Origin of the sequence: Taishania pollutisoli, assembly GCF_014518315.1 — a bacterium.
Lineage (GTDB): Bacteria > Bacteroidota > Bacteroidia > Flavobacteriales_D > Crocinitomicaceae > Taishania > Taishania pollutisoli.
In genome coordinates, this window is the sequence record NZ_JACVEL010000009.1 from 91,792 (window position 1) to 106,590 (window position 14,799).

At 41.5% G+C, this 14,799-nt stretch carries 12 protein-coding genes and 1 other RNA gene; 6 read left to right on the forward strand and 7 right to left on the reverse strand.

The features are described from left to right. Positions 1 to 42 precede the first annotated feature (42 nt). Together H9Y05_RS12665 and H9Y05_RS12670 are read right to left on the reverse strand one after the other, a co-directional pair. A complete protein-coding gene (locus tag H9Y05_RS12665) occupies positions 43 to 837 on the reverse strand; it encodes an SDR family oxidoreductase (protein WP_163492661.1) in 795 nt (264 codons plus the stop codon). A 62-nt stretch (positions 838 to 899) separates the two neighbouring features. After that, positions 900 to 1,322 carry a hypothetical protein gene (locus tag H9Y05_RS12670; RefSeq protein WP_163492662.1) on the reverse strand — a complete coding sequence of 141 codons (423 nt, stop codon included), beginning with the start codon at positions 1,320 to 1,322 and terminating at the stop codon, positions 900 to 902. Between the two features lie 111 nt (positions 1,323 to 1,433). On the opposite strand from H9Y05_RS12670, the gene lpcA reads away from it, so the two are divergent. From lpcA to H9Y05_RS12690, 4 genes are read left to right on the forward strand one after another with little or no spacing between them, the layout of a single operon-like run. Continuing rightward, positions 1,434 to 2,000, forward strand: a complete 567-nt coding sequence (gene lpcA, locus H9Y05_RS12675) for a D-sedoheptulose 7-phosphate isomerase (RefSeq protein WP_216714497.1) — start codon at positions 1,434 to 1,436, stop codon at positions 1,998 to 2,000. A gap of 26 nt (positions 2,001 to 2,026) precedes the next feature. Beyond that, the gene (locus tag H9Y05_RS12680; RefSeq protein ID WP_216714498.1) at positions 2,027 to 3,922 is read left to right on the forward strand and encodes an LTA synthase family protein; all 1,896 of its coding nucleotides are present in this window, start codon (positions 2,027 to 2,029) and stop codon (positions 3,920 to 3,922) included. Continuing rightward, positions 3,919 to 4,797 carry a diacylglycerol/lipid kinase family protein gene (locus tag H9Y05_RS12685; protein WP_163492664.1) on the forward strand — a complete coding sequence of 293 codons (879 nt, stop codon included), beginning with the start codon at positions 3,919 to 3,921 and terminating at the stop codon, positions 4,795 to 4,797. The genes H9Y05_RS12680 and H9Y05_RS12685 overlap by 4 nt, the downstream gene beginning before the upstream one ends. 6 nt (positions 4,798 to 4,803) lie before the next feature. Continuing rightward, on the forward strand, positions 4,804 to 5,256 hold the full coding sequence (locus H9Y05_RS12690; protein ID WP_163492665.1) for a DUF1569 domain-containing protein: 453 nt from the start codon (positions 4,804 to 4,806) through the stop codon (positions 5,254 to 5,256). A 255-nt stretch (positions 5,257 to 5,511) separates the two neighbouring features. Here the strand turns inward: H9Y05_RS12690 and H9Y05_RS12695 are convergent, their stop codons facing one another. The 4 genes from H9Y05_RS12695 to H9Y05_RS12710 form a co-directional block, all read right to left on the reverse strand. Continuing rightward, positions 5,512 to 6,231: a T9SS type A sorting domain-containing protein gene (locus H9Y05_RS12695; RefSeq protein ID WP_163492666.1), complete on the reverse strand. Its 720-nt coding sequence runs from the start codon at positions 6,229 to 6,231 to the stop codon at positions 5,512 to 5,514. 71 nt (positions 6,232 to 6,302) lie between these two features. After that, positions 6,303 to 6,800 (reverse strand): hypothetical protein, encoded by a 498-nt coding sequence (locus H9Y05_RS12700; protein ID WP_216714499.1) that lies wholly within the window; start codon positions 6,798 to 6,800, stop codon positions 6,303 to 6,305. Next, entirely contained in the window at positions 6,797 to 7,843 is a 1,047-nt protein-coding gene (locus H9Y05_RS12705; protein ID WP_163492668.1) for an agmatinase family protein, read from the reverse strand. The genes H9Y05_RS12700 and H9Y05_RS12705 overlap by 4 nt, the downstream gene beginning before the upstream one ends. 137 nt (positions 7,844 to 7,980) lie before the next feature. After that, the gene (locus tag H9Y05_RS12710) at positions 7,981 to 10,152 is read right to left on the reverse strand and encodes a S9 family peptidase (protein ID WP_216714500.1); all 2,172 of its coding nucleotides are present in this window, start codon (positions 10,150 to 10,152) and stop codon (positions 7,981 to 7,983) included. A gap of 171 nt (positions 10,153 to 10,323) precedes the next feature. On the opposite strand from H9Y05_RS12710, the gene ffs reads away from it, so the two are divergent. Further along, an RNA gene (ffs, locus tag H9Y05_RS12715) (signal recognition particle sRNA small type) lies at positions 10,324 to 10,421 on the forward strand. A gap of 31 nt (positions 10,422 to 10,452) precedes the next feature. After that, complete coding sequence (locus H9Y05_RS12720) at positions 10,453 to 11,094, forward strand: O-methyltransferase (protein WP_163492670.1); 642 nt, start codon at positions 10,453 to 10,455, stop codon at positions 11,092 to 11,094. Positions 11,095 to 11,157: 63 nt separating this feature from the next. On the opposite strand, the gene H9Y05_RS12725 is transcribed toward H9Y05_RS12720, so the two are convergent. After that, positions 11,158 to 14,769 (reverse strand): T9SS type B sorting domain-containing protein, encoded by a 3,612-nt coding sequence (locus H9Y05_RS12725; RefSeq protein WP_216714501.1) that lies wholly within the window; start codon positions 14,767 to 14,769, stop codon positions 11,158 to 11,160. Between the last annotated feature and the right edge of the window lie 30 nt (positions 14,770 to 14,799).

The following is a 14,799-nucleotide window of genomic DNA, read 5'->3' on the forward strand; positions in this document are numbered from 1 at the left end:
TTATATTTTCGATTAATACAGTACAAAACTAATGAAATTATCTCAGGTAGCAGATTGCTTTTTCATGATTTTCCAAAACAAATGTTGGGGTAAAAAACGTTTAAGCAATACCGCTTTTATTTCTTTATTGCCAATCAAGACTTCCCGTTTTTCTTTTTTTACGGCTTTTAACAATTCAGCAACACATTTTTCCACCGGCATCCCTGTTTTCTGGTTGTGATCCATGACATTGTGTTTGTCTCCATGTCCGTTCAATGCATTCATCGAAATGTTCGTATTGATTTTCCCCGGATAAGCCAACGTAACGCGAATGCCATTGTGTTCTTCCTCCAGCGCCAGACTTTCGTAAAAACCTTGCAGGGCGTGTTTAGAGGCGCTATACGCTGAACGGAGAAAGAAACCGAATTTCCCTGCGATGGAAGAAATAACAACAATGTGTCCGCTTTTTTGCCGGATCATGTAGGGCAAAACCGCTTTTGTCAAGGCGATATTTCCGAAATAGTTTACCTCCATGATGTACCGGTCAACCGACAGGTCTGTTTCTGATGCGTTGGAACGTTGACTGAGCCCCCCGTTGTTGAACAGGTAATCAATGCTGCCATAGTGATCTGCCACTTGTTTTGCGAGGAGTTCGAAATCAGCAGATTTTTCAAGATCCAGCGGAAGAATCAGGTGTTGATTTCCTTTAAGTTTTTCTTTAACTTTAAGGAGCGAATCTTCTGATCGGGAGGATAATACAACTTTCGCTCCAAGCATTGCGCATTGAACAGCGATTTGTTCTCCGATTCCGGAAGATGCTCCTGTGACCCAAACAACTTTGTTGATTAAAAATGACATAATGCAAACATAAAAAATCCTGCCGGTTCGGGCAGGATTGAAAGGTATTTTATAGTGAACCGTTATAAATCGGTTGGTAAATCTGCTGTTTTATATTCACGTGCTTTCGGCTTTAACTTATCGATGAAAACAACCCGTATTTTTTGTCCGTCAGCCACATAAATCATTTCTGAAATTCCATTGGAAATTTTCGGAGGAGTTTTTTGAGCATTTGTAAATTTTCGGTCCAACAATTCGTAATCACCTTCGTTATACTGGATAAAGATAGATGTAATAAACCCATTCTCTACCCGAACTTTACCATTTAAGCATTCTTGTCCGTCCGGTGTGAAAAAACTCAGAATGACGTTTCTGTGCATGTCATCGGAAATAGTGTATGCTCCACGTTTTTCAAATGCTTTTTGTAAACGGTCAAAACATCCGTCCTGAGCAAATAATCCGTTCAAAGTGAAAAAACTAAGGGTAACAAGTAATGTTTTCTTCATAATTTTATAGTTTGTGGATTCTAAAAATCCGAGTCCCAAATATAATAAGTTTGCCTTAATTTTGTTACAAGAAAAATAAAAATTTTACTTTTGAATAAAATCAAGATGACGATGGATAAACAAATTGCAGACCATTTTTTTGAGGCCGCAGAAATTTTGCAAAAATTTAACACAACTGAAAACTTTCAAAAGCTTGCGGATGCCGGAGAATTAATGGTAGAAGCGATTCAAAATAAAGGAAAAATTATCAGTTGCGGTAACGGCGGGTCCATGTGTGATGCAATGCATTTTGCAGAAGAATTAACTGGCCGGTACAGGGGCGATCGTCCGGCATTACCGGCAATTTCCATTTCTGATCCCAGTCATCTTTCCTGTGTGGCAAATGATTATGGATATGACTTTGTCTTTTCCCGTTATCTTGAGGCAGTGGGGCAGCCAGGAGATGTGTTACTGGCGATTTCAACGTCCGGAAATTCCAAAAATGTACTGAACGCGATTGATGTTGCAAAGCAAAAAGGAATGAAAGTGGTCGGATTGACAGGGAAAGACGGTGGTAAGATGGCCGCGGTTTGCGACGTGGAAATCCGCGCGCCTCATTCATCTTACGCTGACAGGGCACAGGAGATCCATATAAAATGTATCCATAGTCTGATCGACTTTATTGAGAGAAACAGTTAAGTAATACCTGGGAGAAGTCTGTCCGTATGAAATTCCGGGATAAAATACCGTTGCAGGTGCGATTGTTGTTTCGTCAACTGTTGTTTGTTGTTGTCTTGATGACGATGACACGATTGATTTTTCATGTATTTAACCGGCAGGCTTTTTCAGAAGTAAACCTGTATGATTACATCGTTGGGATTTGGTTTGATTGTGTGACAGCGGCGTTGTTTTTTCTTCCCTACATGCTTGTTTATCTTGCACCGGTTCCCGTGTCGCTCAGAGAGCAGGGGTGGTACAGGATGATTTGTACGTTTCTTTTCCTGGCGACTACATTTTTAATCATCGGGTTGAACCTCGCAGATGTAGAGTATTTTAAATATACCAGTAAGCGTTCGACAATTGATTTATTGACTATTTTAGGAGCGGGATCAGATCTTCGGCAGTTGATTACTACATTTCTCAGCGACTTTTGGTACCTGATCATTTTGTTTGTTGCTGCGATTTATGGATCATTTCGGTTTTACCGGAAAAACAGGGACACTGCCCGGCAACCGGTTTCTTTTGTGAAGGATACCATTTACTACCTGTGTATCATTGGGGTATTTGTTTTTGTCGGTCGGGGAGGATTTGTGTTTAAGCCGGTAGGCGTGCTGGATGCTTCACGGTATACAGATGCTTCAAAAACAGCATTGGTACTCAATACGCCGTTTACAATGGTAAAATCATTCGGAAGTGAGCAATTGAAAGAAGAAAATTTTTATCCTTCCATACAGGCGACAGAACGCTATTTTAACCCGGTTAAACAAAGCCATCCGCAGCATATTTTACCCGATGGAACAAATGTAGTCATCCTGATTCTTGAATCATTCGGAAAGGAATTTATCGGTTATTACAACCAGGGAAAAACATATACTCCTTTCCTGGATTCATTATTAACCGAATCGATGACATTTGATGCAGGGTTTGCAAACGGGAAAAAGTCGATTGAGGCAGTTCCTTCTATCTTTGCCTCCATTCCAAGTCTGCAGGACAGCCCGTATATTTCTTCTCCCTATAATTCAAACAGAATCGTCGGATTGCCTGAATTGTTGAAACAGCACGGTTACGAATCCGCTTTTTTTCATGGTGCTACAAACGGATCCATGCGTTTTGATGCCTTTGCAGATTACATCGGATTTGACCATTATTTTGGCAGGAAAGAGTATGGAAATGATGCGCACTTTGATAAAACATGGGGGATTTCCGATGAATACTTCAACCCGTGGACAGCGAGAAAATTGTCAACTCTGAAACAACCGTTTCTCGCAACGCTGTTTACAATCTCTTCCCATCACCCGTTTTACATCCCCGAACACCGTAAAAAAGAAGTCATCTACGGACCGCAACCTTTGTGTGCCTCGATCAGTTATGGCGATTTATCACTGAAACTCTTTTTTGAAGAGGCGAAAAAACAAGCGTGGTACAACAATACTGTTTTTATTATCTGCGCTGATCATACGCCGGGAACAGAAACGGATTTTTATAATCTGCGTACACAACTTTACCAAATTCCATTTGCCATTTACCATCCGGGAGGGAAATTGCCGAAAGGAAAGAGTGAACAATTAATCCAGCAGATTGATATTTACCCGACAATTCTGGATTTGCTCAATATTAACACCGGTTTTTACTCGTTTGGCAATTCTGTTTATGACAAAACAGATAGATTTTCAGTCAGTTACCTTGAAGGTAATTATTTTTATTTCGAAAACAATAAAATGCTCGTTTTTTCAGGAAATCAGGCACGAAATTTGTATGATTTCACATCGAGAGGCAATTCATTGGTAGATGTTAGTTCAATGTATCGCAACGAAGTTGATCGGTATGAAAAAACACTAAAAGCAATTATTCAGCGGTACAACCATGATTTGATTCGTAACAAAACAACGGCAATCAAATGAGAACGAGAATACGATTTATCATCAATCCGATCTCCGGAGTAGGGAAGAAGGGAATCATTCCCGGACTGATCGAGCGTTACCTGGATACAGAACGTTTTGATTATGATATTGTGTATACGGAATACCGTAAGCATGCGAAAGAACTCGCTTATCAATCCTCTGTTGAAAAGATTGACATTGTATGTGCTGTTGGTGGTGACGGTTCTGTACATGAAGTCGGAACGGCGTTGATTGGCACAAAAACAAAATTGGCCATCATCCCTACCGGATCAGGAAACGGGTTGGCACGCCACCTGAACATCCCGCTAAATATTGAAAAAGCAATCCAGAACATCAACGCGATGCATGTGATGCAGATGGATACGGTCCTTGTTAATGATAAACCGTTCTTAAATGCCGGAGGATATGGATTTGATGCGTTGATCGCCAAGAAATTTGACGAAGGAAAAAAGAGAGGATTCTTTACCTATATCAAACTGGTAATGCGGGAATTCTTTAAATACAATCCTGTAAATGTCTCCGTTGATGTCAACGGACAGGTGAAAAGCATGCCGGTTATGTTGTGTACAATTGCTAATGCATCCGAATTCGGAAACGGCTTTTGTGTTTCTCCGAAATCAGATGTCACAGATGGTAAAATTGAATTGTTTTTGCTGAAACCGTTCCGGTTTTGGTCGCTGCCATTGCTTGCATTTCAGTTTTTCAGAAGAAAGACCGATCAGTCAAAATTTGCTGAAATCATCAGTTTCGAAAAAGCACGGATCAGTCTGTCGAAAAGTATGGCGCATTATGACGGTGAACCGTTTGATGTGAGAAAGGAATTAAATGTGCAGGTTGTTCCCAAAAGTTTGCATATTTTAGCAGGAAAAAAATAAGACACAATGCCGTTCATTCAACCCGATTTAGAAACATTTCTTCACTACCTGAATAAACTGGACGCTTCAACGAAACCTTTATGGGGAAAGATGAACGCACAACGAATGGTAGAACACCTCTCAGATGTTATTTATATGTCTACCGGTACAGAACAATTCGAATTGTTGATCCCGGAAGAAAAGGTTGAAAAAGCAAAAGCCTGGCTGGCTTCTGATAAACCCATGCCGAAAGAGTTTAACGTTCCTTTTGCTCCGGAAGAATACACCCTGAGAAATGAAGAGTTGGAACTGGCTGTTGACGAGTTTGTCGATGCCTGGCTGGTATACGAAGAATATTACGCGTCCAACCCCGGAAAAGAAAACCTCCATCCGTTTTACGGATACTTGAACAAGGTCGAGTGGGATCGCATTCATTCGAAGCACTTTACACATCATTTTGAACAATTTGGATTGATGTAAATCGTTCATTTTAGAGATGCTGATAACGAATTCCCTCGTGACAGTGTTATGTTAGAATATATAACATATACCACCTGCAAATCTCATTGCTCTTGTTTTTATGAAAACACCAAAGTAGATACATCAGTAGTAAAACATCAAAATAAGAACCTATAGAAACAAAGATCCCGGCAACTACTTAGTTACCGGGATTTATTTATTGTTTATTTCAGTCTAAAACCTGCATCAGTTATGTAGACCTCGTCATGTGTTTGTTTATTTCTTAACAAATTTATGGACGTTTTTCGTTTCACCTTTGATCAGGTGGATGAAGTAAATTCCTTCTTTTACATCCGAAAGATTAATTTGTTCTTCTGATGAAGCGATTCCTTTTTGAGAAATCAATTGTCCGTTTACGCCATAAATCTCAATTGTTTCATACAAATCTGCATGGACGATGTTGATCATTGTGGACGCAGGGTTCGGGTAAATATACACCTGATCAGGTGCCAATAACGTCGTTCCGAGCTCTTGCTCCTGGATGATTAATTTGTATCCTGAAAATGTGTAATTAACAGGAGCGGGAATTGATCCGATCATAATTGTCGCCTGGATAACAATATCAATCGGGTGCGTACCGATTTGCGTATTGTTGGCTGTTCCCGTCAACTGTGCACATCCGGCAGTTCCACCGTTGTACTGGCAGTTCGCAGCAGAACATTGGTATGTAAATCCACTTGGAAGTCCGTTTACACTCGTCACTCTGTATGAGTTAATCGTTGCCCCTGAATAAGCAGGATCGATATCTCCCGCATCAGAAGGAGCTTTGAAGTCAAGCAGCTGAACATACGGAACATTCACAAATGCAGGGGCAAAATTAGTCGTCGTATCCGGCCATGCACCAAATGTTGAATCCTGGTATTGCGGGTTACATGTCTGAGCTGTTAAAACTCCTGTGGATAATGCCAGTAAAGCCGTGAGTAATTGTTTTTTCATAGTTTTTGTTTTAGGGTTAATACTGCGAATATAGTAAAAGAATTAACGTTGTGTTAATCCCGTGAAGATATTTATTTCCTGAAAAAAGCAAGCAATTTACTTGTAATAAATAAGATAGAAGTAAGTGCGAGTAAGACGAATAAAATGGAATAAAACAACGGATATTGAATTTTTAGAAGAATCAGAACGATGAACAAGGATAAGGATATGATAATCGACCCGGTTGTAATTTTTCGCAACAAGGACGGTTGGTGATTTTTCATTTCCAGGTACAATGTAAATCCAATCAATAAGATATGTCCTGCCAGTACGCTATTCCATAAGATCGGGTACAATGATACATACACGAGAATCATTGCCAGCGAAGAAAAACCGAGCACTGCAAATAAAAGTACGAACGTATTGAAATTGGATGCCCGGAAAGCCAACAGACCGATAAAAGCAGATGAAAAGAACAAAACGGATTTAAACAAGGCGGAAAAACTCCATTCCGTCTGGAACAGAGCGAATGAACAGATGATTGCTCCTGACAGACTGATTCCCGTTAAGACCGAAATGACTGATTTCATTTTTTTGTTAATTGCCTGTTCTTCTCTGTTGCACACACCAGGTTCCACAAGGCGCGCGCTCCGACATTTGCGTCCCAATCAGAATCATCACTTGTGCCGACTTCATTCAGGTCGAATCCTATGATTTTTCTTCCGGATTGTGCCAACTCAAACAGTAAATAATTAATTTGTTCCAGTTGGAATCCTCCTGCCACGGGTGTACCCGTATTCGGACACAATTCAGGGTTTAATCCGTCGATGTCAAATGAAACATAGACCCGCTCAGGCAGATTGGAAATAATTTCACGCACCTGGTCGGCCCATATTTTTCCTTCAAATTGTTGCTCTTTCAGGTGCCAGTCGAAAAACGTTTTTACCCGCCCTTTGCTGTTTTCGATCAGCCGGACTTCCGATTCTGCAATGTCGCGGATTCCGACCTGTGTTAACTGAACCATATTGGAACAATTCTGGAGTACATTGAACATGATACTTGCGTGCGACTGTTCAAAACCTTCGTAAGCATCACGCAGATCGGCATGGGCATCGATTTGCAGCACACCAAATTCTTTTCCTGTTTCATTCAATGCTTCAATCAGACCAAGCGGGGTTGAGTGTTCACCTCCCAGAACGGCAACTATTTTTCCCTGTGCAATCAATTCCTTCGCCCGGGATTTCAGGTTTTCTTTCAATGCGTTGGATGCAGCATTAATCTCCAAAAGAAACTGTTGGTATTTCGGATGGTTGTCAACGACACCTCCATCTTCCAGGAATGCAATATAATCGCATCCTTCGCTACATAAACGGTCATTGATTTCCTGCCATTCACTTGATATTTCGGTCATAAAGACCTTCGTTTCGTATGCCTTATCCAGCTTCGGATGGTAAAAATCCAATTGTGTGGAAGCATCCAGAATTGCCTGAGGCCCCTTGCTGGTACCCTTTCCGTATGAAGCCGTAGCATCCCATGGAATAGGAATAATTACAAGGTTAGCTTCCTGTTCTGTTACCGGGAATCCGAATAGGTTGCCGTTAGCAATTCCCACACCGTTTGGATCGAATGTCATATGTTTTTCTTAATGGATTAAAGTTCAAAAATAACCAAAGTTTAGATGTGCTTCAAAAGAATGTGTATTTCTTCCGGTCATCTTTTTGATTTTGATCGTATCATTTGATTGGATCAAAAAACGAAGAAGAAAAATCCTTACAGATTCTTCTTCACATAATCGAGCATCATCCGGAACAAATGCTCCCGGGTATTTCCACCGTAAATTCCGTGATTTCTGTTCGGGTAAATGAAAAAATCGAATTGTTTGTTCGCGGCGATCAATGCATTGGCCATTTCCAGTGCATTCTGGTAATGAACGTTGTCATCTCCTGAACCGTGAATCAAGAAGTACTTACCTTGCAATTGATCGGCAAAAAACAGCGGTGAGTTATCGTTGTACCCGCTTTCGTTTTCCTTCGGTGTGCGCATAAACCGTTCAGTGTAAATATTGTCATAATACTTCCAGTTTGTTACCGGTGCAACAGCAATTCCCATTTTAAAGACTCCGTTTCCTTTGGTCATGGCTAATGAAGTCATGAAGCCCCCGTAACTCCATCCCTGGATACCAATTCTGTTTGCATCCACATAATTGTATGTCTGGAGTAATTTGGCAACATCGACAAAATCTTCCGTTTCGTATTTACCCAGCTGCAGGTATGTTTTGTCTTTGAATTCTTTTCCGCGGTACATTGTTCCTCTCGGATCCACAGAAACAACAATGTAGCCTTCCTGTGCCAGTAATTGATGCCACGCACTATTAAAATCCCATCCGTCGGCAACCGTATTGGCTCCCGGCCCTCCGTAAATACTTACGTATACCGGGTATTTTTTCGCCGGATCAAAATTCCCCGGTTTGATCATCCATCCGTTCAGGGAACGACCATTCAGATCAAATGTCACAAACTCCTTTTTTGCAAACTCATGTTTAGCAATACGGTTTTTCAGAAACTCATTGTTTTCCATTACGGTAATTTCCTTTCCGTTATTGTCACACAATGAAAAAACAGGAGGAGTATTGGCATTGCTGTAGTTCTTTACGAAATAATTCATTCCCGGAGTAAAATCAGCGCTGTTTTGCCCTGTTTCAGAGCTGATGGCTACATCTTTCTTTCCCTTCAGGTCAATTTTGTAAATTCCTTTGTGAATGGCACCTTTTTTAGCAGCAGTATAGTAAACAAATTTATTCGGCTCATCAATCCCGCAGAAGTCAATGACGTCCCATGTGCCTTTTGTAAGCTGAAATTCAGAACCGTCAAACCCGATTTTATAAATGTGTTTATACCCGTTTTTTTCGCTGGTACGCAAAATAGACACCCCGTCATTGAGGAAAATAAGGTTGTCGTCAATGTCAATGTACGTTTTGGAATTCTCTGTGTAAAATGCGTTTGCGACCCATTCGGTTCCTTTGAGTTCTACTTTGGTGTAAACTACCTGGCTTTGGTGTCTGTTCATAGTCTGTAAGACAAGCGTATTATTTACGTTTGACCAGGAAATCCGGGGAATATACTCGTATTCGTTTAACTTCACATGGGCAGTGGACTGGTTGGTAAGTGAATAAATGTGTGCCGTTACTTTTGAATTGTCTTCACCTGCTTTCGGATATTTGAAAGTATACAGTTCAGGATACAGCGCACCGACATTGTATTCCATGGTAAATTCACGCACAGCCGATTCGTCAAATCTCAAATAGGCCAGATGTTTACTGTCAGGAGACCAGCCGAATGCCTTTGTAATGGCGAATTCTTCTTCATACACCCAATCGGTCGTTCCGTTGATAATTTCATTCTTTTTACCGTCAGAAGTTACTTGTGTGATTTTATTGGCAGCCAGGTCTTTGATGAATAAATCATTATCACGGATATAAGCCACTTGTTTCCCGTCCGGGGAGAAGGTTGCCAGTGTTTGCGGAGAATCGGAATGATCTAACCGTTCGATGGACTTCGTTTTTAAGTCATAGACATAGAAATAGGCGGAATAACTATGACGATAGATGCTTTGCATATCTGTCAGCAACAATAATTTTGTTTCATCGTCATTGAAGGAGTAATCCTGGACATCCAGTTGTTCTCCGTCCAGTTTTAAATCTGAAAGATTCAGAATGATTTCCCCGCTTTCGGAATATGCCGTAATTTTATGTTTTGTAATGGATAACCCTTCGCCAGTTGTCGAAACCTGTGTAAAATGCTGACCGTCTTTCATTCCGTTAAAACCGTTGACACTTTTCGGGAAAAACTGATAGGTTTTGTACAATGATTCAACAGTAATATCTTTCTGACCATACACCGTTCCCATCAGAACCAGTGCAATCAAGAGGCTTATTTTACGCATAATCTGAATTTTTAAAGTTGTTAAAAATACGATTTTTCTGTTTTCCAACGCAGGTCCGGAATAAAATTAGTGGCAGGAGAGGGGAACTGCAGGAGTTGTTTCGGCGCATGATTTTAAAAAAACAATTTGGTATTTCGTTTCAATTATAAAAAAATCACTACTTTTGCGCCGGGGTAAGTCTTGTACGACCAGCTCCCTTCTAATCCCCCAGGACAGGAATGTAGCAAGGGCCGAAGGTTGTAGCGGTGCGATATGAGTAGCTTACCCCTCTTTTTTTGTCCTTTATTTTAATCAATCAACATGGAATTTATAGCAGATGAACTGGATCAGTACGTGTGTGCGCATTCTGAAAATGAACCGGATTATTTAAAAGAACTGAATAGAAAGACGCATGTAGAAGTGTTGCAACCGCGCATGTTAAGCGGGCATTTCCAGGGGCGTGTATTGAGCATGCTTTCTCACATGATTCGTCCAAAACGTATTCTGGAAATCGGAACGTATACCGGGTATTCTGCACTTTGCCTGGCAGAAGGACTTGTAGAAGATGGATTGTTGATTACTATTGATGTAAATGAAGAACTGGAAGAACTGGTTCATGCCTTCATCGAAAAATCCGGACTAAGTGAAAAAATTAAACCGCTGATCGGTGATGCAACGAAGATTATTCCGACGTTGGATGAAGAATTTGACATTGTATTCATCGATGCGGATAAACGAAATTATATCAATTATTACCACCAGGTGTTTGACAAAGTCAAAACAGGTGGTTACATCATTGCGGACAATGTGCTTTGGTCGGGGAAGGTACTTGAGGCGTACGAAAAATTGGATAAGTCAACGCAAATCATTATGGATTATAATAAATTGATTCACGAAGACGAACGCGTGCAGGAAGTATTGTTGCCAATCCGCGACGGATTGATGATCGCAAGGAAGAAATAAGCTGACCTGGCTGGCGAATTAGCAAAAACAAAAGGAGCAAATGATTTTTGCTCCTTTTGTTTTTTACCTGATTAAGTTAATGTGTCCTGTATAGCGATGGTATGCGTCCGTTTGAATTTCCTTGAATTTTAATTGCCAGGTATATGCCCCGTCCTGTACCATTTTACCGTTGTATGTTCCATCCCAGTGTACCGAAACATCGTGCGACTCAAAAATCAGCTCCCCCCATCGGTTATAGATTGTGAATGTATAACTATACAGATCAATTCCTGCTGTAATCACGGGGCCAAATGAATTGTTGTATTCATCGTGATCCGGTGTAAATGTATTTGGAACATAGAAAATCATGTCTTCTTTCACTGTGATAACCTTTGAAATTGAATCCACGCATCCATTTGCAGAATAGGCATAAAGTGTAATAGTATAGGTACCGTTTCCGCTATTCCCCAGTTGCAGTAAAGGAGACGTTTCCGAACTGGCGGCACCGTTGGATACCACCCAATTATACGAAGCAGCATGCGAACTCAGGTTGTGTGTTTGTATCTGTCCGCTTGTTTCCGCACTACCTTCGCCTGTATATGTGAAGTTTGCTGTTGGAGGAGCGTCGATACAAAACGCAGGTTGCTGGACAGAGGAAGAAGAGCATCCGTTACTTGTTGTCACAACCAGTGTGACGTCATGACATCCAGGATTTGTAACATTCAGATTGAACCCTGAGCTGTTGGTACTGATAACACTGCCATCCAGTAACCACGAATACTGTAATCCGGGAAGTACTGCTGTTGGTGTAACAGCTACGTCAGACGGGATACACGGTTCATATGTAGCCGTAAAACTCACATCCGGTACCGGAGTAATCGTTAAATTCAGCGTTGTTATGACGGTGCAGCCATTGGGATCTTGTGTTGTATGTGTAGCTACACCCGTTCCACCTGTTGTTAATACCTGCCCGTTCCAGGTATACGGAAGAGCAGAGCTGCAAATTGAAATGTTTTCTGTCTGCTGGATTTGTGGAGAAACAACAAGATTCAATGTCGTGATCAGGTTACATCCGTTTGCGTCCTGGCTCGTGTGCGTTGCTACGTTATTTCCTCCGGCAGTAATTGTTTGTCCATGCCAGGTGTAAGGCAGTGCGTTCTGACAAATTGTAATGGTCTCAGAAGTTGTTGTTTCGGGATGAACCGTAAGGTTGAGAACGGTCGTCGAGTTACATCCGTTTGCATCCTGACTTGTGTGGGTTGCTACGTTATTTCCTCCGGCAGTGATTGTTTGCCCGTTCCAGATGTACGGAAGATCACTTTGACAAATAGCAATATTCTGTGTGGTACTCGTCTCCGGTATTACAGTTAGATTTAATGTAACAGTTGATGTACATCCATTTGCATCTTGTGTTGCATGTGTAGCTACTCCGGTTCCACCTGCGGTTATGACCTGTCCGTTCCAGGTATAGGGAAGGTCACTTTGGCAAATTGTTAGCGTTTGTGTCGTTGCAGTTTCCGGTATTACATTCAGGTTCAGCGTAGTGATCGTATTACAACCATTTCCATTCGGCGCTGCATGCGTCGCGACACCATTTCCGCCCGTTGCAATTGTTTGTCCGTGCCACGTATACGGAAGGTCGCTTTGACAGATTGTAATGTCATCAGTTGTATTAATTTCAGAATCAACAGTCAGGTTCAATGTCGTGGTTACATTACATCCGTTTGCATCTTGCGTTGTATGTGTTGCTACGTTAGTTCCGCCCGCTGTAATGGTTTGTCCATGCCAGGTATATGGCAACTGGTTGCTGCAAATAGAGATATTGTCCGTTTGAGGCGTTGTTCCCGGGTGTACCGTCAAATTGAGTGTCGTTACATAATTACAACCATTCGCATCCTGGTTGGTACGTGTCGCCACTCCGTTCCCTCCTGCGGTAATCGTTTGCCCGTTCCAGGTATACGGAAGGTCACTGCTGCAAATTGTAATGTCCTCTGTTTGTGCAGGGGTCCCCGGATTAACTGTTAAATTCAATGTCAATTGTAAATCACAACCATTCGTTCCTTGTGTCATATGTGTAGCGACTCCTGTTCCTCCTGTAGTAATGGTTTGTCCATACCACGTATAGGGCAATTCTCCCGAACAAATGGTGATGTTTTCATCCTGCGTAGGCGGATCGTAATGTACAATTAATACCGGTTTATTGGCATGGCTGTAGCCCCTGATATTGTTTCTGCATGTAAGGTGATTATTCGCTCCTCCATGGGTATTTAACCCCACGGCAAACCAGTTTGGCACCAATTGAGATTGTAAGTGATTCATGTTTGCGTTCAGATTCACGGAATGCCATCCTGTACCGGATACCAATACAGCGGTATTAAAATCACCATAAATATCTCCATCCCGGATATCAGTCAGTCGTGTCTGGTTGTTTGCTCCGACGGAAAAATCATTAACAGAGGGATCTGTTGCCATGTGCCGGAATCGTGTCATTACAACACATCCGCTACTTGCTGTATTGTTGTCAAATACGTTATATTGCAATATCGCAGAATTGACACATGCATCATCCGGAATAGCCGTGATATCAAATTTTACCCAACCATTGTATACTTTGTCGGTATCATACCTTCCGATCCAAAAATTGTTTTCTACACTTTCTGTGATATTGGTCGAAGTATAATTTCCGCATCCCGAAGTGTAGCAGGTATTGTTGCTGGTTGTTCGATGATGTCCCGTCCACCGCGCCAGATTTGCCGGGTACAAACTGATGGTCGGATCAATAATTAAAGGATAACTCAATTCCTGATTCAGCCAATTGACAGGTACCAGTGTTTTAATTGTAAGTAGATTTCCGTTTTGTGTAAATTCATAATGTCCGTTTCGTTCATTCGGAGTTTCGTGGACGTGATTTCCCGCTGCATCATGGTGGTGTTCGGGAGTGTCGTAGAAGAATGGGCGGTCAAATAGCGCCATCACTGCTCCGTTACTGGTTTTAAGTGCAATTTTATCATCAATGGCAGATGCGGTCCATCCCGAAGGGAGCTCGACCTTTTCCTCAAACACCAGAAATTGTGCTGTTGATGGAATGGTTCCCAGCGCTGCCTGATCACGGATGATGTAATCCATTTTCCTGGAGGTCGTATTTTGAGTTAATTTCAAATCAATTCCGTCTCCATAAACATCAGGGTATACCAGTTCATTCCAGTTGGCTTGTCCTTTTTTATCTTTTATGGAAATAATTCGGATTTCCTGCCCGTTTCCCTGGTAATACATCCGCATTCCCTTCATGTCTTTAAGGGTTTCTCCTTCCGGTAGTATCGTTGTAATGGAACCTGTGGACGACTTCGGGTAATATGTTTTATGTCTGTTGGTTGTATTTTCAAATCCGGTTGAATTTGCGTTGATTCCGTGATAGATTGTCTTCCACGAACCGTCTTCTAAATAATTGACAGGGCCGGAACCAACGACGGCGATCATTTTTCCGTTGGCATTTCGGAAGTGTTTCGCATACATACTTCTCCGGGATACATCTTCCTGATTCATTTGCAGGTGTCCGAAAGACTCTCTCTGCCACAAGTATTGTTCGTTTTCAGCTTGTTGCCCGTAGGCGTTAGAGAATGGAGTGGAGGAAGCAATTCCCAGTAAAAAAATAATAGCAGCATTCTCAATTAAAGAGATAATAACCTTCTTTTTCATCGTTGTTTTCATAATAGCTTACGTCATTGG

Excerpts from the sequence above, each read along its gene's own strand:
- H9Y05_RS12665 (WP_163492661.1), bottom strand. The coding sequence starts at position 837 with ATGTCATTTTTAATCAACAAAGTTGTTTGGGTCACAGGAGCATCTTCC.
- H9Y05_RS12670 (WP_163492662.1), bottom strand. The coding sequence starts at position 1,322 with ATGAAGAAAACATTACTTGTTACCCTTAGTTTTTTCACTTTGAACGGA.
- lpcA (WP_216714497.1), top strand. The coding sequence starts at position 1,434 with ATGGATAAACAAATTGCAGACCATTTTTTTGAGGCCGCAGAAATTTTG.
- H9Y05_RS12680 (WP_216714498.1), top strand. The coding sequence starts at position 2,027 with ATGAAATTCCGGGATAAAATACCGTTGCAGGTGCGATTGTTGTTTCGT.
- H9Y05_RS12685 (WP_163492664.1), top strand. The coding sequence starts at position 3,919 with ATGAGAACGAGAATACGATTTATCATCAATCCGATCTCCGGAGTAGGG.
- H9Y05_RS12690 (WP_163492665.1), top strand. The coding sequence starts at position 4,804 with ATGCCGTTCATTCAACCCGATTTAGAAACATTTCTTCACTACCTGAAT.
- H9Y05_RS12695 (WP_163492666.1), bottom strand. The coding sequence starts at position 6,231 with ATGAAAAAACAATTACTCACGGCTTTACTGGCATTATCCACAGGAGTT.
- H9Y05_RS12700 (WP_216714499.1), bottom strand. The coding sequence starts at position 6,800 with ATGAAATCAGTCATTTCGGTCTTAACGGGAATCAGTCTGTCAGGAGCA.
- H9Y05_RS12705 (WP_163492668.1), bottom strand. The coding sequence starts at position 7,843 with ATGACATTCGATCCAAACGGTGTGGGAATTGCTAACGGCAACCTATTC.
- H9Y05_RS12710 (WP_216714500.1), bottom strand. The coding sequence starts at position 10,152 with ATGCGTAAAATAAGCCTCTTGATTGCACTGGTTCTGATGGGAACGGTG.
- H9Y05_RS12720 (WP_163492670.1), top strand. The coding sequence starts at position 10,453 with ATGGAATTTATAGCAGATGAACTGGATCAGTACGTGTGTGCGCATTCT.
- H9Y05_RS12725 (WP_216714501.1), bottom strand. The coding sequence starts at position 14,769 with ATGAAAAAGAAGGTTATTATCTCTTTAATTGAGAATGCTGCTATTATT.